Genomic DNA, 24,199 nt, shown 5'->3' with positions numbered 1-24,199 from the left:
TGCGCATTTGCGGGGATCGGATTTCAAGATCAGTCCTTATCGCATGTAACCGCTCAAGCGGATTTGCAGACATCTGATCGAAATCCTCAGATGTCTTGACGAAGCCCGGAGCGGTTGCTTTCCAAAGATGACAACGCGTATAGGCTGGCCTAGTGTCAAAATCATGGAACGCCGCCTAGCCGTAATTCTGATGGCCGACATGGTAGAATATTCAGCTGCCATGGATATGGACCAGCCCGGTACGATCGCATTGATCCGCGAACTGCGGGAACGCTGGTTGGAGCCCGAGGCCGAACGGCGGGGGGGCAGGATCCTCAAGCGGATGGGCGACGGTTGGATCATCTCGTTTCAGTCAGTCACCGAGGCTGTCGAGACCGCTCAGGCGGTACAAGAAGCATTGGCTGATCATGAAAAGATTCAGTTGAGGGTGGCCGTACATCTCGGGGAAATTGTGGAGGACGAGGCCGATGTCTACGGTGCCGGTATCAACCTTGCCGCACGTTTGCAGACTGAGGCGCCGCCCGGCGGTGTAATGATCTCAGAAGATCTCAAGCGGCAGTTGGACACCCGTCTTGCAAAGGATTTTGGCGACGCCGGTACTTTCGAGCTGAAAAACCTGTCTTATCCCGTCAACGGATTTCAATGGCGACCGGTGATCAAACCAAAACTCGGGCAATTCGACGTCCCTGCGATTGCTGTTGAGCGGGTATCGAGTGCGCCTGAAACGCAGGAAACGCTGGAAGTCAGCGCTGACTTGCAGGAACAGTTGGTCCATAACTTGTCGCGCCGCACAGGTGTACGGGTGCTTGCGGCCGATTCCTTGACCGATACCGAAGCCACCTACAGCCTGAGGTGCAGACTTCGCTGCCGCGATACCGAGGCGAAAATTACAGCAAGTCTAACCCGGCTGAGTGACGGGGAGGTGGTTTGGTCGCGTGTGTTTCTAGGCGAGGCTCACGATCTGTTTGTTTTGACGGACAGGGCCGCCGAGCAACTGTCAGACGCCCTTCGCTTGCAGATAAATGCGTTTGACGGGGATCGCCTCGCCGAAATTCCGGATGATCAACTAAGCGCCAGCGAACTGCGGGCACGCGCCGCAATGCTGTTTTATCGCGCCACTGTTGCCGACTATCGTCACGCCCTCGACTTGCTGGAACGTGCGCTTAGCCTTGATCCCCAAAACGGGTCCGCGCTTGCCATGTGGAGCGAAGGCCAATTATTCACTCTGGAAGCGCGCTTTTGCGAAGCCGACGCGGCCCTGCGCGAAAAGATCGTCAGATTTTCGAACAAGGCCGTACAAGCCTCACCGCGTTCCGACTATTCCTGGTATGTCCGGGCACATGTTCGGGCGCGGCTTTGTGATGATGTTGAGGGAGCGCGGAAAGATATCGATCGCATCAGGCAACTGAACCCCGGTTATGTCCTTGGAATGGAAGCCTGTGGCGTCACAGAGTTGGTTGCGGGCAACTGGAAAACCGCTGCGAAATCTCTCACCGACGCCGTTGAACGGTCCGCAGATGATCCGTTTTTGCCATTTCGCCTCTATCTGCTTGCGATCGCGCAAATGATGGCGGGAGAGCCACAGACAGCGCTTGTAACTATTTCAGACGCGACCGAATTGCGTCCTGATTGTCGGCATTACTGGCTTGTACAGGCATGGATTTTAAACGAATTGAGCCGCAACCAAGAGGCCAAAAAAGTGTTGGAAACGGCAAGATGCACGCCAGAACGGGCCGATATCCTCGCACAGAATGTCAACTTCCCTAATGATGTTCGAGAGGCCATCGGTCTTCCGACTGCACCGATTTCGGCGGGGCGTTAGTTCAAGAATGAACACACGACCTGGTTTGACATTTCTGTTGTTTTGGAGCGCAAGCAATGAGTGTCGATCGATGAAAAGTCTTTTCATTTCTTGTTCGAAATTAGGACTTCCATCGGGAGTCTGCGTACAATGCGACACCCGTCGAGCTTAACCGGCACGTATGTCTTTCTGTCGAATCAGAAATCTTAAGTGGTGGGATTTGGTAGCGGAGGAGGGACTTGAACCCCCGACACGCGGATTATGATTCCGCTGCTCTAACCAACTGAGCTACTCCGCCATGAGTGAGAGGCGATTTAAGCGAGGGGCTTGATAGGGTCAAGAGGAAAACATGGTCATTGTTGGATTCTTTTCCACCTCGGTCACGTGTTTCCGGACGGTGTTGATTGATCGGTTTGACTGGCGTCTGCAATCCGGCGGATAAAGGCGGCGCAGGCGTCGGGCTTTGTGATCAGGATCATGTGGCCAGCTCCGTCGATCTGATCGTTGGTCAGGCCGAACCGGGTCATTGGTTCACCATGTGTGTCCGGTGAAAGGATCGCATCCTGCGCACCGTAGAGAATACCGCCGGGCACGGATAACTCACCATATCGGTCCGCTTGTGCTGCGATACTGTCATCAACACCGACAACATCTTGCGAGCCGGTGACAAAGGCCGACGGCCGCAGACCAAGCGCGCCACCCGCGCGATCCAAAAAATCCTCGGGCGCAGGTTCAGGGGCGAAAACCGTGCTTAGGGCGTGATGCGCGGTTTTGGCGGCAAGCGGCACGGCTACCGTGTTACCGATCAGTTTTCTGAGCCATTCGGAACGCATCTCCATCGGTTTGAACACCTGCGGGGTGGCAGATAGCTTGTGTGTCAGGGGGGCCAGAAGGGCCAGCGCCTTGGTCTTTTCCGGGTGATCCAACGCCATGGCCAAAGACACTGCACCACCAAGGGAATGGCCCACCAGAACCGCGTCGCTAACACCTTTGGTATCCAGAAACTCCTGTATCATGCGCGCCTGTTCAGGCAGACGGCCCAGATCTGCCCTGTCGCGGGTCGAATAGCCACAGCCCGGCCGGTCGAGTGCGATGACGTGATAGTCACCTGCTAGCATATCCACCAGCGCATATGTGAAATGTTGCAACTGCCCGGTTAACCCGTGGATCATCACGATAGTCTGTTTCGACGGATGGCCGCGTTCCACATAATGGATGCTGCCGCCCTCTACCGGTGTGATGTCGCCAAGCTGCGGTACGCGTGTACATCCTTGGGCGGTCAGCTTTCGGGTCCATAGGTTCATGCCAACCAAGAACGCAACGATCAGCAGGACGATAATCAGCAAAGTGGTCATCTCAGCGGTCTCCGCCTTGGGAAGGGGCAGGGTGATAGTGTTCCAGCCCGGCTTGGGCCATACGCTTTTCATACTCGGATACGGTGCCCGGCCAAAGCGTTGTGTTGCGGCCTTTGGCATCCTGATACCAGGAGGTGCACCCACCCGCTTGCCAAACGCTGTCAGCGTGCCGGTCCTGCATCTCTTGGGTGAAGGCGGCCTGTTTGGTGGGGTCGGGCGTAATAACCTGCAAACCATCGCACTGCATCTGATCCAGTACGCGACCAATGTGTCGAACCTGTGCTTCGATCATCAGCACGACCGAGTTATGACCCAGCCCGGTATGCGGCCCCAACAGCATGAAAAAGTTTGGAAATCCCGCGATGGCAGTGCCCAGGTTGGCTTGCATCCCGTCAGCCCATGCATCGCGCAGGGTCAGGCCATCGGATCCGGTGATGTTCAATCGCTCGACCACGTCGGTTACGTGAAAGCCAGTGCCCCAGATCAAAACATCCGCCTTTGTTCGGCTATCGTCAGACGCTATGATCTGATTGCCTTTGATCGAAGCGACCCCATGCGGGATCACTGTCACGTTGTCCCGCGCAAGGGCCGGATACCAATCATTCGAACTGAGGATACGTTTGCAGCCGATCCGGTAATCAGGGGTAAGGCGCTTGCGTTCGTCGGGGTCGGTAATCGCACTCTCCAGACCCTTGCGCCACATCTTCATGGCGAAGTTCACCATCCGCTCTTCACCGCGGAAAACGCGATGTCGGTATTCGAAGATCATGTAGATCAGTTTGCGTCGAAGACGGGGCAGGGCAGGGATGCGCCGGTAAAGCGATCGCACCCAAGGCGCAATCGGGCCATCCGGACGCGGCAGAACATATGGCGCAGAGCGTTGGAATATAGTGACATGCGCCGCCGTTTTCGCGATTTCGGGTACGAACTGCACAGCAGAAGCACCTGTGCCGACGACCGCGACGCGTTTGCCCGAAAGGTTCGTTTCGTGATCCCATTCGGCCGAGTGGAATTTGGGACCGGGGAAGCTGTCGGCGCCAGGGATCGCCGGTATGCTTGGAAAGTGCAACGCGCCAATGGCTGAAACGAGAAACCGTGCTGACCAGCGTTGCCCGTCCTCTGTTTCCACCTGCCAGCGGTCGCCGTCCCATCGGGCAGACTTGAGTTGTTGGTGAAAATGGCAGAGGTCATAAAGCCCTTCGTCCCGACAGACCTTTTGCAGATAAGCCTGAATTTCCGACCCACCGGCATAAGCGCGGCTCCAGTCAGGATTCAGGTGGGTGGCCATCGAATACAGATGAGATGGGATATCGCAGGCCACGCCGGGATAGGTATTTTCACGCCACGTGCCGCCGATGTCTCCCGCCTTTTCGAGTATGGCGATTTCGCCGATGCCGCGTTTGCGGGCCTCGATTGCCATCGTGAGGCCCGAGAACCCGGCGCCGACGATCAGCATCTCCGTTTTATGTTCCATGCGCGCGCACCTCCCAAAGTGACGCCAAGTGCCGCCTCAGACTATAAAGCCGAACGGGCGCGTGAACAGCGTCTCGTAGGGTCAGGCGCGGTTTGGCACCTGCGTCACGGAAAAGATTACCAACGGACCGCGTTCAGCGCGCACGCAGACCTATCGCTTCTCGTCTCGCGCTGTATGTCCGTGTCGGTGTGGTCTCAGGGAACCGGCAAGAGTTTGTATTGTGCAGGTGGACGACGGCATCTTGTTCAAAACTGTAACGGATGGGCCCGGTCGTAGGCGACCAACCGGGCGTTCAGCGAGCAAGCCTCAGGGCCCCCGGATTCTAGTGCAAAAACAAAGGCATGTGTCAGATAGAAACATGCCGCGTCGATATCTTGCACTGCCTCGCGCGCATCCGCCGCCGCAGTGTAGTATCGGATCAACGCCGTGTGATCTTTGCGATCATGGGCCTCAATCAACAGGCGATCCAGTTCGTCTGTGTCCATCAGGTCTTTCATCGGGAAAGGCCAACCCCTTTTTCCGCGCGGCCGTTTTCGATCTGGGTTGCAACCCAGTGATGGAAGTTATGCGTCGGCCCATCCATCGCCGGAGAAAAGCGTCCGCCATCGAACAGCACTCCGTGGCGGCCTTTCTGCATGCCTTCGACAACAAAGACATCCTCTTCGAACACGGTCTTCCACAGCTGCGCGTTCGATGCACGAAGCCCGTCATGCTCGGGCGTGTCCGCGATACTTTTGGCGTAGTAGAGCTCGATATGCTCAAAGGTGTTTTCCTGGTCCACGGGCTCGAGCACGATGGCAAAGCTGTGGTCGCGCTGCACGCCCAGCAGGACGTTGGGGTAAAGCGCCACATATTCCGCGCCTTCGTTCCACTTGTCGCTCAGCCCTTCAAAGTCAGGAAAGGTCGCGCCGTCCTGATTGGTCAGTTGACGATAGACCAGCGTGCCCTGACCGGAATAATGCCCGCGCGCCTCAATGTTATAGTGATCCTCAAGCCGGGAATAGCTGTTCAGGCCGGGATGCACCCAGGGCAAGTGGTAGCTTTCGCAGTAATTCTCGACCGCCAGTTTCCAGTTGGTTTTAACCTCCAGCTTGAATGACGACGTCTCACCACCGTGATGCACGGGTTGTTCGAATTCTTTCCAGCGCTCCAGCAGCGCGCCATGGGCATCTTCAAACGCGGGTGCAGTGCCGTCCACGTTGACAAAGATCACGTCGCGCCAGACATGGGAGCGAACGCGCACCAGACCGAGATCATCGCGCTTCACGTCTGGATGCTTGTTCTGACCGGGGCCGCCGACATGCGGTGTGGCGCGCAGCTCACCTTTCAGGCTGTAACACCAGCTATGATAGGGGCAGCGGATTGCGCCGCCGATTTTGCGGGGTGTATCTACAAGGATCATGCCGCGGTGGCGGCAAGTGTTCTGAAAGACGCCGATTTCTCCATCCCGGTCACGCACGATCAACAGGGGCATACCAAGAAAATCCACTGGCTTGGCGTCGCCTTCCTCGGGCACATCCTTGCCAAAGCCGATCCCGGACCAGTTGGCAAAAAGGACGGATTGCCTTTCTTCGGCGAAGATTGCCGGGTCAGTGTAATGCTCATTCGGGAGACCGTTCGCGACGGTCACATCGGCCAGAACGGATGACAGCGCGCTGTGCTTGTTCATCGGGCTCTCCTGATCGGTTGCTGGATGCAGTCTTTTCCTACTGACGGATCGGATGGTGTTCGATCAATATCAGAAATCCTCATCGACGGATGAGTTGAACTAAACCGAGCCATCGTGGACCTCTTGAAGGATCCAGTTTTTCAACGCGCGGGCGTTGTCTGACAGGTCTTCATCCGGGCGGCCAACCAGGTAGAATTGGTTCGGCGCGGTTAACTGATGCGGCGCGATCGACACCAGCTTGCCGGAGTGCAGCATCGGCTGAATCAGCCGTTGCCACCCCAGCGCAAGCCCGGCCCCCTTGCGGGCAAGTTGCAGGGCGACAGAATAGCTGTTCACCCGGGGTCCGGTCGCAATCGTACCTTCATGGCCCAGTTGGCGAAACCAGTCCGGCCATGTGGTCCAGGTGCGGTCTTCCGAGTCCAGATGGATCAGACGTTCCGCCGCCAGCGCGGCAAGGCTGGCGCCTGCCAGCCGCTTTGCGACCTCTGGGCTGGCGACCGGGATAAGGTGATCGCGAAACAGGGGCGTATGCGATAGGTTTGGATCGGAATCACGCCCGTATCGAATAAAGAAATCCATGTCCTGTCGATCGCGAAACGGACGGTCCTGTGACAGCTGATCCACGTTTACATCCGGCATCTCGCGCCAGAACCGGATCACGGCCGGGGACAGCCACAGCGCTGCCACCGCCGTAGTCGACCCGACGGTCACCTTGCCCCCCGATTTCCTGTTGCGGATCGTGGCCAACACTATTGAGATACGCCCGAATGAGGATGACAGCGCCTCGTACAGTGCCTGTCCATCTTCGGTCAGATCGACACCGCGGTGCCTGCGTTGAAACAGCGTGGTGTCCAGATCGCCCTCAAGCGCTTTGATCTGATGACTGACCGCGCCGGGTGTGACCGAAAGCTCATCGGCGGCGTTCTTGAAGCTCAGGTGCCGGGCGGCGGCTTCGAACGCGGCCAACGTCGTCAATGGCGGCAGATTATAGTGGCGCCTGGACATGGTGGCCTGGTCTCGCTGTATAACTTCGGTTGAGTTCTCTTCACCCGATTATCAGAGGTTTCGTGAGCAAATGCCAGAAGCGGTTGCGCGAAGGGTGCATTTTTCATCCTGATTCTGCCTGCGTGTCGCTTTCTGCAAGCAGAGATCGCAATCCGTCAGGTGAAACGGACGTGAATGCGCCATTCTCGGCACCAGGATTGGAGAATTGCCCCATGAACATCCGAACCCCAAGCCGCGCGGGTGGACGCTCGGCCCGCAGAGCCATGAGAACTGCGCCGAACTTCAAGATGCTGCCAGGCCTGACCAGAGGCATCCCCCTGTGTGAGGTGATGGACGGCGCGCAAGTGGAACGCATCGACGCTGCGTCAATGCATATACTCGAAAACGTGGGCGTTCAGTTCCGCGATCCCATCGCGCTGCAAGACTGGAAGAGAGCGGGTGCAAAAGTTGACGGCGAGCTTGTCTATCTTGATCGTGATCTTGTGCGAGAGTTAATCGCCACGATCCCGTCCGATTTCACCTATCACGCCCGCGATCCAAACAAGAACGTCCGGCTGGGCGGCAAGCATTCGATCTTTGTGCCAATGACCGGCGCCCCCTTTCTGCGCGATCTAGACGACATGCGCCGGAACCCGACGCTGGACGATCTGGCGATGTTCCACAAGCTCAGCCACATGATGCCCGCACTGCATTCCAGTGCCCATCACATCGTGGAACCCTATGATCACCCGATCAGCCAGCGGCACCTGCGCATTACTTATTCTTCCATGAAACATTCGGACAAAACGTTCATGGGCATGACAACCAGCCCCAAGAACGCCGAAGACGTGATGGATATGTGCGCCATCTTGTTCGGAGAGCAGTTCCTTGAGGATCATCCCGTTACAACGGGGAACTGCAACGGGAACTCTCCGCTAGTCTGGGATGAAACCATGCTGGGCGCGATGCGTGCCTTCTGTCGCCGAAATCAACCGGTGCTGTGCTCACCCTTTGTGCTCGGCGGGGCAAATACACCGGCCTCCGTTCCAGCCACCGTGGCGCAGCTGAATGCCGAGGCGCTGAGCGCACTGGCCTATACGCAAGTGATCCGCAAGGGCGCACCGGCGATCTATGGTCACTATCTTTCGACTGTGTCGATGAAATCAGGTGCGCCGATGGCCGGGACGCCTGAAATCAGCCTGATGAACTTTATGATCGGCCAGATGGCACGGTATTATGACGTGCCGTGGCGTACCTCGAACACGCTGGGTGGGGCCAAGACCTTTGACGCGCAGGCTGGATATGAATCCGCCACGACGTTGCAGGCAGTGATCCATGCCGGGGCCAACTATATTTGGCACAGCGCGGGTTGGAACGAAGCCGGGATGCACTGTTCAGTTGCCAAGTTCATTGTCGACGCCGAGCAATGCGCCATGGCTTACCGCATGGCTGAGGGGCCAAAATGGCATGACTTCGACCAAGCCATTGCGGCGGTATCCGATGTTGGTCCAGGCGGACACTACTTAGGTCATCCGCATACGCAGGATAACTTCCAAGAAGCATTTTTCATGCCTGAGCTGTTCGACAACAACTCGATCGAACAATGGACGGCTGAGGGTGAGGTCGAGATTACCGAACGCGCCTTGAACCGCGCCAAGACCCTGTTGGCCGAGTATGAAGAGCCCAAGCTGGACGAAGCCAAGAATGAAGCGCTGCTTGACTATATCGCCCGACGAGAGCAGGAAATTCCGGCCGCTGATGAGCTGAACCAGAGCTACTGAGCGCATTTCCCACCGCGGAGGTTGCCAAGAACGCATTGGTCAAATCAACCTGTCCACGGTGCCAACATAGCCGTTCGAATCCAGAGTTATTCTTTGCCCGAGCGCCACTCTTTCCAGGCCAGATAGGCGTTTGCGCCCAGTGACGCAAAGGGCTCGGGCGGAAGCCGAGGTGGCATTGGTTGCGCCAAAAAGTGATCGGCAATCTGTGACCCGCCCTGTGTCAACAGTTCGGCAATCCCTATACCCTGCAGAGTGCCGCGCGCGATGCCCAGCCCATTCTGGCAGCAAGCGGCGTAAAGGCCGGTGTCCAATTCCCCAAACGCGGCAGAACCATTGCGGCTGAGGCACAACATACCTGCCCATCGATGCTGGGCCTGCACGTCCGGCAGATGCGGGAAGCGTTCGCGAAACTTGCGGTCATGCACCAAACCCGCTTTGCGCAGGCGCGTTTGGCTGGTCTCGATAGAGGGGTGAAAGCTTGAACATGTTCGGATCAGGATGCGGTCCCCATAGCTGCCAGAAATCCGTCGTACCGATGTGCCCATAGGATCGGCAGGCGTCACCGCCCATCGGGTCTGGCCGCCCAGCGTCTTGATCTGCTTTGGTGTCAGCGGCTCGGTGATTGAAGCGTACAGGCAGATGTGGATCAGCCGGTGCTGGTAAAACCCAAAACTTTCAATATGGCCGTTATTGGCCAGAATGATGCGTCCGGTCGCTATCCTGGCTTTGGGCGTCTCAACGATCCAGCCACCGGCCTGTTTCTCAAATCCGGTGACGGGTGAGTTTTCATAAATGCCCGCAACTCCTGCGAGCCGCGCCGAAAGCGCCCGGACATACGCAGCGGGCTGCATCATCACAGTACCCGGCGCATAAAGCCCCGAAGTATAATGCGGGCTGCCGGTGATTTCATGCATCTGTTGCTGGTCGTAAAGTGAAAAAGGCTCGCCGAGCCGCTCAAGATGTTTGGCGAAATCGCGGTTGTGTTGGTCGCCTGACTTGGTTGCGGCTGCATTAAACTTGCCGCAGGGGTCGAACATCTCTTGCGGCAGCTCGCAATCGGCTGCAACCCCTGAGGCAAACGCAATAGCCTGTCGGTTCAGCGCTATCGCGGCGCGGTCAGCATCCAGCCCCGCCCCCGCGTAATTGGCGGATGACAGATCATGAGGCAGGTCGATCATGAAGCCCGAATTGCGCCCTGCCGATCCTTCGGCGAACCTTCCGGCCTCTAACAGTGTAATTTTTAGACTTGCATCCAATTGCGCCAACCGTCTGGCGGCAGACAGACCGGCAAACCCGCCACCGATAATCGTGACATCAGCGGAGTGATCCTCGGTCAGTTCAGGCAAAGCGATCTGCGGCGGCAGGATTACATTCCATCCCGCCGGGCCAGTCTGCCGAGGCAGACGTCTGGCCTTGTGTTGTCTCAATCGACGGCCTCATCGGCGTCATCAGCCAGATCTATCCAGATTGTTTTCAGTTGCGTGTACTGGTCATGGGCGTGAACGGAGTTATCCCGCCCGCCAAAGCCGGACTGTTTATAGCCGCCGAAGGGCGTGGTGATGTCCCCTTCGCCAAAGCTGTTCACCGTCACGGTGCCCGCCCGGATGGACCGCGCGCCGCGAATGGCGCGTTTGACATTGGCGGTGAAGATCGACGCACATAGGCCATATTCGGTGTCATTGGCTATCTTAATGGCTTCGTCAAAGCTCGAGACCTCGATCACTGACAGGACAGGTCCGAAAATCTCTTCCCGCGCCAGGGTGGCATCGTTGTCTGAAACTTCGACCACAGTGGCCTCGACAAAGCCATTCTCTGCCTTGCCGCCAAAAACCACGTTCTCGGCTTGATCCAGATAGCCGCAGACCTTGTTGAAATGCCCCTCGCTGACCAGCGCGCCCATACGCGTAGCTGGATCAAGGGGGTCGCCGGTGTTCCATTGTTTCGCGTGATGCGCGATGCGTTTCAGCAGCGCGTTCTTCACATCCTTGTGCACAATCAAACGGGATGAGGCTGAACAGTTCTCGCCCATGTTCCAGAATGCACCGTTAACCACATGCGCCGCCACGCGATCCAGGTTTTCGGCATCATCCATGACAATGGCGGGGTTCTTGCCCCCCATTTCAAGCACCACTTCCTTTGCGTTGCTTTCGGCAGAATAGGTCAGGAAACGCTTGCCGGTGAGGGTCGAGCCGGTAAAGGACACCATGTCGATATCCATATGCCGCCCAATGGGTTCCCCAACTTCTGCACCACTGCCAGGAACGATGTTTAATACTCCGCGCGGCAACCCGGCCTCCATCGCCAGCTCGGCCAGTCGCAGGGCCGTCAAAGTGGTTTCAGCCGCGGGTTTCACTATCACTGAACAGCCAGCGGCCAGCGCGGGCCCGATCTTCCACGCCAGCATCAACAAGGGAAAGTTCCAAGGCAGCACCAGACCAACAACACCAATCGGCTCACGTACGACCATGGCGATGTGATCGTCGCTGGCAGGCGACACCTGATCGTAGATCTTGTCGATCGCCTCGGCATGCCATTTCAGGCAGTGAATCGCCTCGGGCACATCCACGGTTTCGCAGTCATAGATGGTCTTGCCACTGTCGATGCTCTCAATCACCGCCAGTTCGCGCGCGTTGCGGGTCATCAGTTTGCACAACCGGATCAGAACGTCTTTACGGTCAGAGGGATGCAGCTTGCTCCAGCGGCCATCCTCAAAAGCTTCGCGCGCCTTTTCGACAGCAAAATCCACATCGGTCGCGTCGCAGGCCACGATATCAGCCAGCTTGGCACCTGTCGCAGGGTTTACCGTTTCAAACGTCTGACCCGAAATCGCCGGACGGAACGCCCCGTCTATAAATGCGCCTGTAGGCAGGGTCAGATCTGTGGCGATGGATTTGTATTCGTCCCGTGTCAGCAATTCCATACCTTACTCCTCCGCCACAATGTCAGCGATTGTCTTCTTCAGCACGCGGGTCACCTGCTCCAGCGCGCGCTTGTCATCCTTGTTCAGGCCTTTCAGCGGAGGTCGCATTGCCCCTGCGTCGATCCCGTTCATGGTGACGCCATGCTTGATGGTCTGAATGAACTTGCCACCCTGTTCCAGCACCCGCATCAGCGGCATCATTGCGCTCATGATCCGCCGGCCCTTGGCGAAATTGCCTTCGACAACGCAAGCCTGATATAGCGCCACGTGTTCGGCGGGCAGGAAGTTCGACCCGCCACAAACCCAGAACGGCGCGCCCCAGGCAAAGAACTCGAGCGCCTGGTCATCCATGCCGCAGCCCAGCTGGATGTGTGGATAATCCCGCGCCAGCAGATGCACCCGGTTGATATCCCCCGAACTTTCCTTGATGCCGCAGAAGTTCCGGCTGCGGCCCACGCGGTCCAGAAATTCCGTGCCCATCATCGTGCCGGTACGGTGCGGATAATTGTACAGCATCACCGGCAGATCGGCGGCTTTGTCGATCGCCAGCGCGTTCAGGGCGTTTTCACGGTCGGTTGGTACTGAGTAAGGTGGGCTGGCCAGCAAAATCGCATCCGCATCAATTTCGCGCGCGCCAGAGGCCAGCGTAATCGAGTCCTGCGTCAGCATAGCGCCGGTGCCCACGACCAGCGGCAACCTGCGTTTCAGTTGCTTGAACGTAAACCGCGCGAGTTCTAGCCGTTCGCCAACGGTCTGAGCATAGTTCTCGCCGGTAGAGCCGCCCGAGATCAGGCCGTGCACGCCACTTTCGACCAGGTATTCGATCACCTGAGCCAGAGCGTCCCAATTCACGCTGCCATCTGCGTGATAGGGTGTGACGACCGGGGTGTATATCCCCTCAAATCTGAAAACCGGGTTCATGCGATCCTCATGCAGGTTTTAAATTAGGTGCGGCGCCCAACGGGACGTCCAGCGCAGCCGGCATCACGAACAATTCGATTTGATCGCGCGACAGGTTCCAGTGATCCTCGGCCAGCTGCGCAGCAGCCGCCTCATCGCCCGCCTCGATGGCGGCGATGATGGCGTCGTGCTGGCGACTGGCTTCGGACAAGTTATCGGGCATCTTCGCCGTTTGGGGCCGGTAAAAGGTCATCCCGATCCGCGCGTGATCGATCAGCAGCCGGTTGAACGAGGGCAAAAGGTAGACATTCCCCGACATCTCTCCGGTCACATCGTGGAACCTGTTGTTGGCTAGTGCGCGATCCTCACCCGACCCCGAGCGTAAGGCGTCCTTGAAAACCTGTTGCGCATCTTTCAGGTCGTCGATCTGCGCACGTGTGGCGTTCTGCGTGGCCAGCCGCAAAATTGCGCCATAGATCATAGGTGCGGCCAGAAAGAAATCGCGCAGCGTAGTGTGGGACATCTCCGACACCCGCGCGCTGCGATTGGTGCGCAAGTCCAGATAGCCTTCGCCCGCCATTTGGCGGAACACTTCGCGCAAAGGAGTTCGCGACAGTCCGAATGCATCCGAAAGATAGACCTCATCCAGATCGGTGCCGGGTTGTAGACGTAAGGTCAGGATCGACTCTCGCAGGTGATCCCGAAGCGCATCTTTGCGGGATTTTGTGTCATCTTTCATCCTCTATCCCTTTTCCACAAATTCGAGTCGCACTCATCGCGGTTTGTTGTATTCTAAAAAAATACAATTTGTATACAAAAAAGAATCGTGCAGCATAGGCTGTCGACTACGCCAAGCTGAATGGGACATTCCATGCGCAAGCCGCGCCACATCACTTTCATCCTGATCGAGGAATTCTCGCACCTCGCCTTTTCTTGCGCGGTTGAGCCGCTGCGGATCGCCAATCTCGTCAGCGGCAAAGATCTGTATGACTGGACGTTCCTATCGGAACATGGCGAACAGGCTGTGTGTTCGAACGGGTCAGTCACCCTCGTTCATGGTGGCCTGGGCAACTTATCCAAAACCGACCAGATGTTCGTGCTGTCTGGTATCCACATGCGCAGTCACGTCTCGCGCCCGTTGCTGGCTGCGCTGCGACGGGAGCGTGCACGGGGAACGCCCATTGGCGCATTGTGTTCCGGTGCCTGGATACTGGCAGAAGCCGGATTTCTGGACGGGATGCAGGCCGCGATCCATTGGGAATATCATGACGCTTTTATGGAGGCCTTCCCCGAGGTAAATTTGGTCCGCAGCGTTTTTGTGGCCGATGAAAAACACATCACGGCGTCGGGTGGCACCGCGACAGCGGACCTGATGCTACACCTGATCGGGCAGGATCACGATGAAGAATTGGCCGTCGCAGTTGCCGACCAGATGGTTTACAACGCGGTGCGCAATGCCACCGCCAAGCAGCGGGTGTCGCTGCAGTCGCGAAACGGTATGCGAAATGCCCACTTGGCCAAGGCGATCTACATTATGCGAGACAGTATAGAATCGCCCGTTTCACCGTCGCAGATTGCCGAAGACATCGGAATATCGACGCGGCAACTGGAACGGTTATTCGGCAAATACCTAAACACCTCGCCTAAAAAGTATCTTATGGAGTTGCGCCTTGAGCGTGCCCAGAAACTGCTTTTGCAGACCGAGGCTTCGGTGACCGAAGTCGCCATGGCCTGCGGGTTTGAAAGCCCCGGTCATTTCTCGCGCGTTTACAGATCCAGCTTTGGCGTCACGCCGCACGGGCAGAAAAGCAAAATAGACTGATGAAAGGCGGCGGGGGGAGCTGCGCTGTCCGTAGGCAAGTCTGACCTGTCAGGCGCTCACCCCCTTGTCCCGCTCGTACCCCCTCGTTAATTTGAAACTCGTAAACTGATCAGCAGGATTAATCTCTTGTAGTCAGCGAAAAAGGCACAACTATTACAACAACGTGTCAGATATAAGAATCTTTGGGTCGAAAACGCATCGCGTGCCGCATTTCGAGGTGTGTAGCGCAGCCTCGCTCAATCGGATTTTGAGGTTTTCGGGCTGCTTATGTTTGCGTTAAACCGTCGATTGTGTCAGTTTTATTTAGCCAACAAAGGAACGATTTCAGCAAAAAATGGCATTAACTCGTAACCGAATTGTTTTAAGAGTTTCCATGTCCTCATCAGAAGTATTCACTGGAGGACATACATGAATTTGGAATCTCACGAAGCCGCAGTGCAGTATGCACCACGCGTGATTTCGATTGCCAAGCGCGAGCAGCAAATCTGTCGGGCATCCAAAGCTGCTGAGGCCGCATTCCAACAAGTGTCTCAGGACGCGAAGTGCAGTGAAACCGTGCAGGGTGAGGTGCAGGACCGCGTATTCTCCATTTTCCGCTGGTATTTCCTTTCCGCCTTTTGCACCCGCTTGCTGACGGATGCAAAACACCGGCTTGAACATCAGACACTGCAGGTTTCCGTTGATATCTTCAGTGCGGTGAAAATGGTGCTGACTGAAACTGAGATCGAGCGCTCGATGGCTTTGGTGAGTACCGAGCGCACCTCTCCAACCGTTGCCCGGGTCAATGATATAGGAAGCCGGGGCCACGCAGTTGGCTGGGTAGCTGCCGGGCTTTACGAAAAGGGCCGGGATTTCCCGCAAGAGCTTCGGACCGCACTCACCGGTGCGTTGGCGGCGTCGACACGGATCAATTGATCGCGCTTAAGGGATGTTGTTTCCATCCGACACAAACCGCACAGTTTACACACATGCAAATCCTTGCTTACGATCAGTTTGAGTTATTCAGATTGTTTTAAAGCAAGGGTTTGATACCATGTCAGAAACACTTGACCTTCATAAATTCGAACACCTGAGCCCCTTCCAGATAAAAGACGAACTCATCAAGCTGGCGCAGAAAGAATCGCACCAGATGGCGCTGCCGTATCTGAATGCGGGTCGCGGTAACCCCAACTGGATCGCCACCAAGGCGCGTGAGGCGTTTTTCCTTTTGGGTCAGTTCGCAATGACCGAAGCGCAGCGCCATCGCAACGAACCTCGGGTTGGTTTGGCCGGAATGCCGCAAGGACCGGGCTGCTATGACCGGTTAAAGGCGTATTGCGCCAACGCGATTGAAAACAACGGCCCTCCGGGAGCCGAAAGCTTGGCCGCTGTGGTAGATTTTGCGGTACAAAAATTCGGGTTCACGCCGGACGATTTTGTCCTTGAACTGACCGACGGTGTTATCGGTGACCACTACCCGATGCCGGACCGCTGTTTGAAACACACCGAAGCCATCGTCCATGAATACGTGATGTGGGCTATGTGCGCGGGCCACCGGCCCGATGCAAGCTTCGACATCTACACGGTAGAGGGCGGAACCGCCGCGATGTGTTACATCTTTAAAGCACTCAAGAACCAGCGGTTGCTGAATGCAGGTGACACAATCGCTTTGGGTACGCCGATTTTCACGCCCTACTTGGAAATGCCGGTACTCGAAGACTATGGCCTGAACACAGTGGATGTGTCTTCTGCGGAAGAGGACAATTTCCAGTTGAACGACGATGATTTCAAAGTGCTTGCCGACCCCAAGGTCAAGGCTTTGTTCCTTGTCAACCCGGGCAACCCGTCCTCGGTCGCGATCAGCCCCGAGGTTATGAGCCGTCTGGTCGAGTTCGTAAAAACCCGCCGTCCTGACCTGATCATCCTGACCGATGATGTCTACGGCACTTTCGTTCCGAACTTTCAGTCGGTGATGGGGCATCTGCCTGAGAACACGATTGGGGTCTATTCCTACTCCAAGTATTTCGGCTGCACTGGATGGCGTTTGGGCGCAATTCTGGTGGCCAAGGATAATATCTTCGACAAGTTGATTTCCGAGGCACCTGATGAAACCAAAGCTGTGGTCAATGCGCGGTACACATCGCTAACGCCGGACCCATCCTCGTTCAAGTTCATCGACCGGATCGTCGCCGATAGTCGCGATGTAGCGCTGAACCACACCGCAGGTCTGTCGGTGCCACAGCAGGTGATGATGACGCTGTTTTCACTGGTCGAGTTGATGGACGACGCAAAAGACTATCAGAAGTTCTGCTGGGGCATCCTCAAGCATCGTTTCGATGAACTGGTCGATGGGTTGGGTATCGAAGTGGCCGACAATCCGTTGTTCGACAAGTATTACGGTATCATCGATTTTGAGTTTTGGTTGCGCAAATACGTAGGCGAAGACGTGGTTGCGTGGATCAAAGAGAATGTGCACCCGCTGGATATCTCGTTCAAGCTGGCACAGGACCATGGGATCGTGTTGTTGAACGGATCGGGTTTTGATGCGCCCAACTGGTCGGCGCGGGTGTCTTTCGCCAATCTGGATGACAGCGCCTATCGCCAGATCGGCCGCGCGGTTCGGGCGGTTGCTGTGGGGTATGTGCAGGCTTATCGCGCCTCGAAAGGGCTGCCTCTGCACGGCTAGGCCGGCGGGTATGGAAGGGGAGCTTGCCATGGAACTGCTCGGGTCGATTTTTGACCCCCATCCCGCGCTGGCCCTGTTTTGCAGTCTTGCCATTGGATATGCGTTGGGCAAGATCACAATCGGCTCGTTCACCGTGGGTTCGGTGGCGGGTTGCCTTCTGGCCGGGGTTCTTGTCGGACAGACCGGGGTCGTGGTGTCGAGTGATCTGAAACAGGCCTTCTTCCTGTTGTTTTTGTTTTCCATCGGATACCGGACAGGGCCGCAATTCTTTCGATCTCTGAACTTGCAGGCATTACCACAGATTGCGGTTACGGTCCTGCTGTGCCTCGTGGCGCTGGTGGTTGCCGCCTTACTAGCGCCGCTTTTGGGATTGCCCGTGGGGTTGGCCGCAGGATTGTTGGCGGGCGGCGTCACCGAAAGCGCGACGTTGGGCGTGGCCATCGACACCTTTGCCAAAACCGCAGCTGACAAGGCCGCGCAACAGGTTTTCGACGCCGAGATCGCAACAGGATTCGCCGTGGCCTACTTCGTTGGTGTCATAGCCACGATCTTTTTTCACACACAACTGGCACCCCGTTTCTTTGGTCGGTCGCTAAAAGAGGCCTGCGCCGAATATGAGGCCCAGTTGGATAGTGACGATGCTCCGATGGTATCAGAGCATCGCGATTTTGAAGCTCGGGCGTATCGCATCAACCCGGCTCTGGCCGGACGCAGGATTTCCGAGTTAGAAGCGCGTGTACCCGAGCACGTTCGGGCATTTTTTGATCGCGTGCGGCGTGGCAACAAAATCCTGCCCACCACGCGCGATATGGTTCTGCAAGAGGGCGACATCGCCGCCATCGCCGGGTTGCGGTCCTATCTGATCGATCACACAGGCATGTTGGGCGAAGAGGTTGAAGACCCCGAACTTCTGGACCTGCCGGTTCAAACGACTGATATCGTCGTGACCAACAATTCCGTAGTTCACAAAACACTGGCAGAGCTGTCGGCCCGTCCCGAAGCGCGCACAATCTATCTGCGCGGGATCATGCGGAGCGGAGAGCGGCTGCCGATTTTTCGTGGGGTGACGCTGCACAAAGGTGACATTCTGACTGTTTCTGGCACGCGTAGCCATATCGAGGACGCCGCTGCGCGCTTGGGGTACATGGATCGCGAAACCAACAAGACGGACATGCTTTATGTTGCCTTTTTCATCCTTCTTGGGGGGCTGATCGGGATTCCGGCGCTGAAATACGGCGCGATTGAGCTGGGTCTGGGCACGTCGGTCGGGGTGCTGCTGGGCGGTTTGGTGGCGGGGTGGCTGCGCTCGGTCCACCGAACGTTTGGATTTGTGCCCGAAGCGACGTTGTGGATTTTCGACTCGCTGGGTCTGTGCGTGTTCGTTGCCTGTGTCGGGATCACCTCGGGACCCAGTTTTGTCACCGGAGTGGTCGAAAGCGGCCCATCGCTGATCTTTGGATCGGTTGCCATCGTATTGCTGGCCCACGGCACGGCTGTTTTGGTAGGTCGAAAAGTGTTCCGCATCAACGAGGGCATTCTTGCGGGAACCTGTTGTGGAGCGGGAACTTCGGCGCCTGGATTGGCGGCGGTGCAAGAGGCCGCCCAAAGCCAGGTTCCAACCTTGGGCTACGGCCTTGGATATGCCGTTGGAAATGTGCTGCTGGCGCTTTGGGGATCAGTCATCGTGATCCTGCTGATGTGATTTACGGCACAAACGCCACAACCAACGGCCCCCAAAGCGTCAAGAAGATGTTCGCCACCGCGTAGGTCATTGTGAATGCGGGCGTCGGGGTCGAGTTTCCGGCTTTTTCCAATAGCGTCGCAAAGCCAGGATTGCCCGAGCGTGATCCGGTCACAACAGCGCAGGCCTCAATCGGGTTTTTGATCCGCAGGGCGAAATAGTTGATCGGGAATTGGACGATCATCGGCATCAGCGTGACCACAACACCCAGCAACAGCAGGATAACACCGTATTGCTGGATTGCCTCCAATGCTGGCTTTCCGGCATTCAGGCCAACAACCCCGACAAAAACCGCCAGACCAAAGCTCTGCAGGAAATTTGCAGCCCCGCGATTTATTCCACCGATCCTTGGGCGCCGAATACGCATATACCCGATGATAAGTCCTGTCACGAGGCAACCAAGGCCCGAGCCAAGCGCCACTTTGGTCCCTGCAATAACAAAGCTGATCTCACCGATCAGATAGCCGATTGCCACACCGATCCCCAGTGCGATGAAGTTCGTGACCGAAGCCGAGGGCGGGACATATCCCGCTTGTTTTGCCACTCGGTTCAGATCGTCCTTATGTCCAACGATGCTGACCTCATCGCCTGCGTGAATCTCGGTATCGCGAAGAACCGGCACATCGTGGCCCATTCGGGTGATCTTTGAGATATGAACGCCGCGCCGCTGATCGGCTGTCAGCGCCTTACGCAGCTCGGCCAGGGTTTTGCCCGTCAGTTTGCGGTTGGTGACAACAACGTTACGGCGTTCTTCTACCACGGTCAGTTCAGGTGGGTATTCGCCAATCTCACCGCTTGCTGTGTCTTCGAACCGGGTCAGGGTTGCAACTAGGCCGGACACGACGATCACGTCGCCGGCTGTAACAACTGTTTCAGGCGTCGGGTCCACCGGGGCGCCTTCGTGCAGCAGCTTCTCGACGATCAGATCACCGTCATAACCGTCTTCGATGGCCTTTACCGATTGACCGGCAATTTCGGCATTGGCGTTGACCTGATAAGCGCGGGCGTCGAACCGGTTCATGGGAAGGAACTCACCCTCTTCCAATTTGAGGCCGCCACCGCTGAGTTTCTGGGCCAGTTTGATCGCCTCTTGCCGCAGGTCCACGCGCATAATGATGGGAATAACGCTGACTGCCAAAATAGGACCGATCGAGCCAAAGATATATGTCACCGAGTATCCCACAGCGATGTTGGTTTTCAGCTTCTCCGCCTCGTCTGCGGCCAATCCAAGCAGGTCGATGGCGTTTCCGGCGGTGCCGATAATGGCCGATTGTGTCAGCCCTCCGGCAGCGAGCCCTGCGGCCAACCCTTTGTCCAACCCGGCCAGGCGGGCGACGACGATGACGAAGAATAACCCCCAAAGGGTCATCATGAACGCGGCCAACAGTTTGGTCAGGGCCGTTCGGTTCAGCGCTGCAAAGAACTGGGGCCCGCCATTGTACCCGACCATGAAAATAAAGAGGGAAAAGAAAACGTTTTGAACGTCGGTACTTAGGTTAATGCCACCGATCTGACCTACAAAAACCGCCACCAGCAAGGTTCCGGCGATACCGCCGAGTTCAAACTTGCCGACCCGAAACTTCCCCAAGCCGTACCCGAGGCCCAGACAGAGAAAAAGCGCCATGATTGGAAAGGCGCGGAGCTGTTCGGTGATCAATTCCATCTAAAATCTCCAGGTTTCAAGTCTGGCTTTTGCCACGCCTTCGAGGTCGCGGCAGAATGCTGAAAATGCTCGTTAATCAAGTGATCCTTTCTTGCTTGAACTCAGGAAAGCAGCGGTTTTGCGTTCTGTCAAACTGATGCAAGGAAATTAGCGCTAAGCTCTGTCTGCATAGCGCGGTGATTAACACCGTTTGTCGTCATTGATCGCGGGTAAGAAGTTTCTGCAACGCGATTGCTGCGCGTACCGGCGCGTAGTCGTGGCGCATGATCAGCGACGTCGGAGAGGTGCCGAATGGCTCGGGCAGGGGTGTGATATCAAGGTTCTGACCGGCCAGAGTATTTGACACGGCGTTCCTGGGTGCAATCGTACGCCCCATTTCGGCCGCGACACATCCCATAATTCCGTCGAACGTCCCCATTTCCAAAAGGTCGGAATCCGGCCTGCCGATAGACCTCAACCACGTTTCGGTCGTCGCCCTGTAGTGGCATCCAAAGCCAAACACCAAAACCGGAGCATCGTCTTTCAGGTTCTTTGCGGAAACGATCACTAGCTCTTCCTCAAAGGCCGGAATTGCTTTGAACCTGTTTTCATCCACGGGGCCCGCAATAAACGCTGCGTCAAGCTCACGATTCCAAACAGACTGCGTAAGCTGGGCTGTCGGGCCGGTTGTCAAGGACAGCTGTGCATCAGGGCAGACCTCGCGCAGGGTCTTCAGCAACGCCGGTAGCCGAGCAGAGGCCGTGGTCTCCATCGCCCCCAGTCGCAAGTGACCAGACCCGTTTGCAATGTCCTTCAGGTTGCTTTCGACGTACCCGATCTCTTTTGACAGCCGATCCAGTTGGGAATGCGCAATTTCACCAAAGGGCGTCAGTTTGGCACCGCCCCGTCCGCGCGTGAACAGCTTCTGCCCGAACTCCTCTTCCAAACGGACAATCCGGTGCGTCACATTGGATTGCACGGTTCCAAGTTTCAGGGCCGCAGCAGCAAAGCCACCTTTTTCAACAACGGCGAGGAATGTTCTAAGCAAAGCAAAATCCATGTTCTAAAATTATTGATAGAAAATTCCTTATTCAATCATTTTTTCAGGAAAAGGAAAAATGCTATATTTTGGGAAACAATGGCTAGGGAACAAACAACGTGGAACAGATACTTCATACGCGCCTGACCGAAATGCTCGGCATTGAACACCCTATTCTACTGGCGCCCATGGACCTCGTCTCTGGTGGTAAGCTGGCGGGTGCCGTTACATCTGCGGGTGGTTTGGGCCTGATCGGCGGGGGGTATGGCGACCTTGACTGGATCACTAGGGAATTTGAGGAAGCGGGAAACCAGGCTGTTGGTGTCGGGTTCATCACGTGGAGCATGTTGAAACAGCCGGGATTGCTGGACAAAACCTTGGAACTGGGTCCCAAGGTACTGATGCTGTCCTTCGGCGATGGAACCGAAGCGGTGCAAAAGGCGCGTGCTGCGGGGGTGAAAACCCTGTGGCAAATTCAACGCCTTGAGCAAGCAGACATGGCCATCAAGGCTGGCGTGGATATAGTTGTCGTGCAAGGCCAAGAGGGCGGCGGCCACGGCATGGATCGTGGGCTGACTGCATTGTTGCCAGCCGTCAGGGACTTGGCGGGTCCAGATCAGGTTATTGTTGCAGCGGGTGGTATCGCGGATGGAAGGGGTCTTGCTGCTGCCCTTATGCTGGGTGCGGACGGTGTCATGATGGGAACACGCTTTTGGGCCAGCGACGAAGCAGTGGGATCAGACGCGGCAAAGCGATTGTTGGTGGCCACCAAAGGCGACGACACAATCAGATCAAAAGTGTTCGACGTGGTCCGAGGGCTGGACTGGCCGTGGCACTTTAGCGGCCGTGTGGTTGCGAACGAATTCGCAAGGAAATGGCATTCCAATATCGAAGCATTGCAAGAAAACGCTGACACGCAGCGCGAAGTGTATGATGCATCCGATCCCCAAGACTACGCGACACGGGTTCTGATCGCTGGTGAGGCGCTGGATTTAATCGATTCAATCGAAAGTGCTGAGCAAATAGTTGAAGAAACCGTATCTCAGGCCGCAGAACTGCTAAAAAATGGTGCGGGCGTACTGGTGCGGTAACGGCCTATAGATTCAGTCTCGACCGACACGGTGTTGGTGTCATGAACGAAGCTCCGGGATGATCAATAGTCTGTGTGAAAAGTGCCCATCTTCTTCCATCAGAGTAAAAATACGCCTTAGCCTTTGCTGTGGCGCTGGTCACCTGAGTGATCCCTCAGGCGATTTCGGTGCAGGGGAAACGTGAACAGTAAAAGCCTGACTATCCTATGAACATCAAACACACTGCCATTGGCGCGCTGCAAAAATTGGCTCGTCGAGCGTCCGAGCATCTTGTTTTGTCGAACGGAGATGACTTTTCAGAGGATAAAAAAGAGCTGACGCGCATCATGTCCTCTGCGTTGGACCGCATCGATGGACCTGTCGGGCCTGTGACACTGCCCGACGTGGCAGAGGTCCGTGCGCTACGCCACGCACCAAAGGTATTCGCGGCCAATGTGCCCGCGCCGTTGGCGCCGTTGCAGCAGGCGGCCATATCGGCGTTTGGTTATGTCAACTGGGCCGAGTTTTATGCCGAAAACAACTGGAGCCGCCCGTTCCTGTCGGAATTTGCGAAAGGGCAAGGCGTTGGTCCGAATGGACTCTTGAAAAGCCAGGAACTAATCCTCGGTCTGTTTATACTCGGCCCGAATTCCTACTATCCACCGCATGCCCATGCCGCGGCAGAATTTTATATTGTTCTTTCAGGGGACGTTCTGTTCCATCGAAGCAGTAGCGCAGAGGCTATTTGCAAAGCACATGGTGATCTTACCATTATCAGAAGCAATGAAGCCCACGCTATCCAGACGTTCGACACTCCTGTGTTCGCCGTCTACGGTCAGGTCGGTGCCATTGACGAACCGAGCTGGTATCGGGATGACATGAACGATTTTTCGGAACCGAAAAAATATCCGATACTCGAAACGACATAGCTGCTGCGGTAGGCTTGCACATGTTTGAACCTGTTGCAGCATACCCGAAGCAGAAGCTAGCGCGGGTAACGGACTTGCTTTCGGGTTTTCTGAATGAGCCTGCCTTTTCGCGCGGTCAACGTCATGTCGAACAGGTTGCGCGCAACTTGCCTGAGGGGTGTGATGAAAACACCCGATCCAATGCCTATGCTGGTGTTGATTGTACGCGGTTCGAACATCGGCACATAACAGCCTTGTATCAGTACAAGCTAATGCACTCACGGTGTTTGAAAAAAGTTAAAACTAAATTACCATAGACCAGCAAACATGGCGTTAAGACGTGTATTCGTGCTGGATTGCGCGTCGGCCTGTTTGACACTCAGGTCGCTATGGCAGGTGATGCCTATGACCACAAAGCGCGGGAGGAG

Annotated in this window: 20 protein-coding genes and 1 tRNA gene; 9 read left to right on the top strand and 12 right to left on the bottom strand. The window is 56.4% G+C overall.

What is annotated here, in order from left to right; genetic code table 11:
- Positions 1-163: 163 nt before the first annotated feature.
- On the top strand, positions 164-1,822 hold the full coding sequence (locus tag ACXAET_RS19280; RefSeq protein WP_475189034.1) for an adenylate/guanylate cyclase domain-containing protein: 1,659 nt from the start codon (positions 164-166) through the stop codon (positions 1,820-1,822).
- A 200-nt stretch (positions 1,823-2,022) separates the two neighbouring features.
- On the opposite strand, the gene ACXAET_RS19275 is transcribed toward ACXAET_RS19280, so the two are convergent.
- The 6 genes from ACXAET_RS19275 to ACXAET_RS19250 form a co-directional block, all read right to left on the bottom strand.
- Positions 2,023-2,099: transfer RNA gene (locus ACXAET_RS19275), tRNA-Met, on the bottom strand.
- Positions 2,100-2,181: 82 nt separating this feature from the next.
- Positions 2,182-3,156: an alpha/beta fold hydrolase gene (locus ACXAET_RS19270; RefSeq protein ID WP_475189031.1), complete on the bottom strand. Its 975-nt coding sequence runs from the start codon at positions 3,154-3,156 to the stop codon at positions 2,182-2,184.
- A gap of 1 nt (position 3,157) precedes the next feature.
- Complete coding sequence (locus tag ACXAET_RS19265) at positions 3,158-4,630, bottom strand: flavin-containing monooxygenase (protein WP_475189030.1); 1,473 nt, start codon at positions 4,628-4,630, stop codon at positions 3,158-3,160.
- A 245-nt stretch (positions 4,631-4,875) separates the two neighbouring features.
- The gene (locus tag ACXAET_RS19260; RefSeq protein WP_475189028.1) at positions 4,876-5,115 is read right to left on the bottom strand and encodes a hypothetical protein; all 240 of its coding nucleotides are present in this window, start codon (positions 5,113-5,115) and stop codon (positions 4,876-4,878) included.
- Positions 5,116-5,123: 8 nt separating this feature from the next.
- Complete coding sequence (locus ACXAET_RS19255) at positions 5,124-6,299, bottom strand: aromatic ring-hydroxylating oxygenase subunit alpha (RefSeq protein WP_475189026.1); 1,176 nt, start codon at positions 6,297-6,299, stop codon at positions 5,124-5,126.
- A 99-nt stretch (positions 6,300-6,398) separates the two neighbouring features.
- Entirely contained in the window at positions 6,399-7,304 is a 906-nt protein-coding gene (locus tag ACXAET_RS19250; RefSeq protein WP_475189023.1) for a LysR substrate-binding domain-containing protein, read from the bottom strand.
- Positions 7,305-7,516: 212 nt separating this feature from the next.
- Here ACXAET_RS19250 and ACXAET_RS19245 point away from each other — a divergent pair, with 212 nt between their 5' ends.
- Positions 7,517-9,064 carry a trimethylamine methyltransferase family protein gene (locus ACXAET_RS19245; protein ID WP_475189021.1) on the top strand — a complete coding sequence of 516 codons (1,548 nt, stop codon included), beginning with the start codon at positions 7,517-7,519 and terminating at the stop codon, positions 9,062-9,064.
- An 86-nt stretch (positions 9,065-9,150) separates the two neighbouring features.
- Here ACXAET_RS19245 and ACXAET_RS19240 read toward each other — a convergent pair whose 3' ends face one another.
- The 4 genes from ACXAET_RS19240 to ACXAET_RS19225 are packed head-to-tail and all read right to left on the bottom strand — an operon-like array spanning position 9,151 to position 13,623.
- Positions 9,151-10,491, bottom strand: a complete 1,341-nt coding sequence (locus ACXAET_RS19240; protein ID WP_475189019.1) for an NAD(P)/FAD-dependent oxidoreductase — start codon at positions 10,489-10,491, stop codon at positions 9,151-9,153.
- Positions 10,488-11,984: an aldehyde dehydrogenase gene (locus ACXAET_RS19235; RefSeq protein WP_475189016.1), complete on the bottom strand. Its 1,497-nt coding sequence runs from the start codon at positions 11,982-11,984 to the stop codon at positions 10,488-10,490. Before ACXAET_RS19235 ends, ACXAET_RS19240 begins: the two co-directional genes overlap by 4 nt.
- A gap of 3 nt (positions 11,985-11,987) precedes the next feature.
- On the bottom strand, positions 11,988-12,905 hold the full coding sequence (locus tag ACXAET_RS19230) for a dihydrodipicolinate synthase family protein (RefSeq protein ID WP_475189013.1): 918 nt from the start codon (positions 12,903-12,905) through the stop codon (positions 11,988-11,990).
- A 7-nt stretch (positions 12,906-12,912) separates the two neighbouring features.
- Complete coding sequence (locus ACXAET_RS19225; RefSeq protein ID WP_475189012.1) at positions 12,913-13,623, bottom strand: GntR family transcriptional regulator; 711 nt, start codon at positions 13,621-13,623, stop codon at positions 12,913-12,915.
- Between the two features lie 132 nt (positions 13,624-13,755).
- On the opposite strand from ACXAET_RS19225, the gene ACXAET_RS19220 reads away from it, so the two are divergent.
- The 4 genes from ACXAET_RS19220 to aspT (ACXAET_RS19205) all read left to right on the top strand — a co-directional run bounded on the left by ACXAET_RS19220 (position 13,756) and on the right by aspT (ACXAET_RS19205) (position 19,073).
- Positions 13,756-14,706 (top strand): GlxA family transcriptional regulator, encoded by a 951-nt coding sequence (locus tag ACXAET_RS19220; RefSeq protein WP_475189010.1) that lies wholly within the window; start codon positions 13,756-13,758, stop codon positions 14,704-14,706.
- 408 nt (positions 14,707-15,114) lie between these two features.
- On the top strand, positions 15,115-15,621 hold the full coding sequence (locus ACXAET_RS19215) for a hypothetical protein (RefSeq protein ID WP_475189008.1): 507 nt from the start codon (positions 15,115-15,117) through the stop codon (positions 15,619-15,621).
- A 118-nt stretch (positions 15,622-15,739) separates the two neighbouring features.
- Entirely contained in the window at positions 15,740-17,371 is a 1,632-nt protein-coding gene (locus ACXAET_RS19210) for a bifunctional aspartate transaminase/aspartate 4-decarboxylase (protein WP_475189006.1), read from the top strand.
- 28 nt (positions 17,372-17,399) lie between these two features.
- Entirely contained in the window at positions 17,400-19,073 is a 1,674-nt protein-coding gene (gene aspT, locus ACXAET_RS19205) for an aspartate-alanine antiporter (protein WP_475189003.1), read from the top strand.
- Between the two features lies 1 nt (position 19,074).
- Here aspT (ACXAET_RS19205) and aspT (ACXAET_RS19200) read toward each other — a convergent pair whose 3' ends face one another.
- Both aspT (ACXAET_RS19200) and ACXAET_RS19195 read right to left on the bottom strand, forming a co-directional pair.
- A complete protein-coding gene (aspT, locus tag ACXAET_RS19200; protein ID WP_475189001.1) occupies positions 19,075-20,775 on the bottom strand; it encodes an aspartate-alanine antiporter in 1,701 nt (566 codons plus the stop codon).
- 196 nt (positions 20,776-20,971) lie between these two features.
- Positions 20,972-21,802, bottom strand: a complete 831-nt coding sequence (locus ACXAET_RS19195; RefSeq protein WP_475188999.1) for a LysR family transcriptional regulator — start codon at positions 21,800-21,802, stop codon at positions 20,972-20,974.
- 110 nt (positions 21,803-21,912) lie between these two features.
- On the opposite strand from ACXAET_RS19195, the gene ACXAET_RS19190 reads away from it, so the two are divergent.
- The 3 genes from ACXAET_RS19190 to ACXAET_RS19180 all read left to right on the top strand — a co-directional run bounded on the left by ACXAET_RS19190 (position 21,913) and on the right by ACXAET_RS19180 (position 24,020).
- Positions 21,913-22,884, top strand: coding sequence for an NAD(P)H-dependent flavin oxidoreductase (locus ACXAET_RS19190; RefSeq protein WP_475188996.1), 972 nt, complete (start codon positions 21,913-21,915; stop codon positions 22,882-22,884).
- 206 nt (positions 22,885-23,090) lie between these two features.
- Positions 23,091-23,792 carry a dimethylsulfonioproprionate lyase family protein gene (locus tag ACXAET_RS19185; protein ID WP_475188994.1) on the top strand — a complete coding sequence of 234 codons (702 nt, stop codon included), beginning with the start codon at positions 23,091-23,093 and terminating at the stop codon, positions 23,790-23,792.
- Positions 23,793-23,885: 93 nt separating this feature from the next.
- Positions 23,886-24,020: a hypothetical protein gene (locus ACXAET_RS19180; RefSeq protein ID WP_475188989.1), complete on the top strand. Its 135-nt coding sequence runs from the start codon at positions 23,886-23,888 to the stop codon at positions 24,018-24,020.
- Positions 24,021-24,199: the final 179 nt, after the last annotated feature.

Source organism: Ruegeria sp. AWH4_226 (assembly GCF_056159225.1).
The sequence above is the reverse complement of the archived record's forward strand: the minus strand, read 5'-3'. Positions and strand labels throughout refer to the sequence as shown.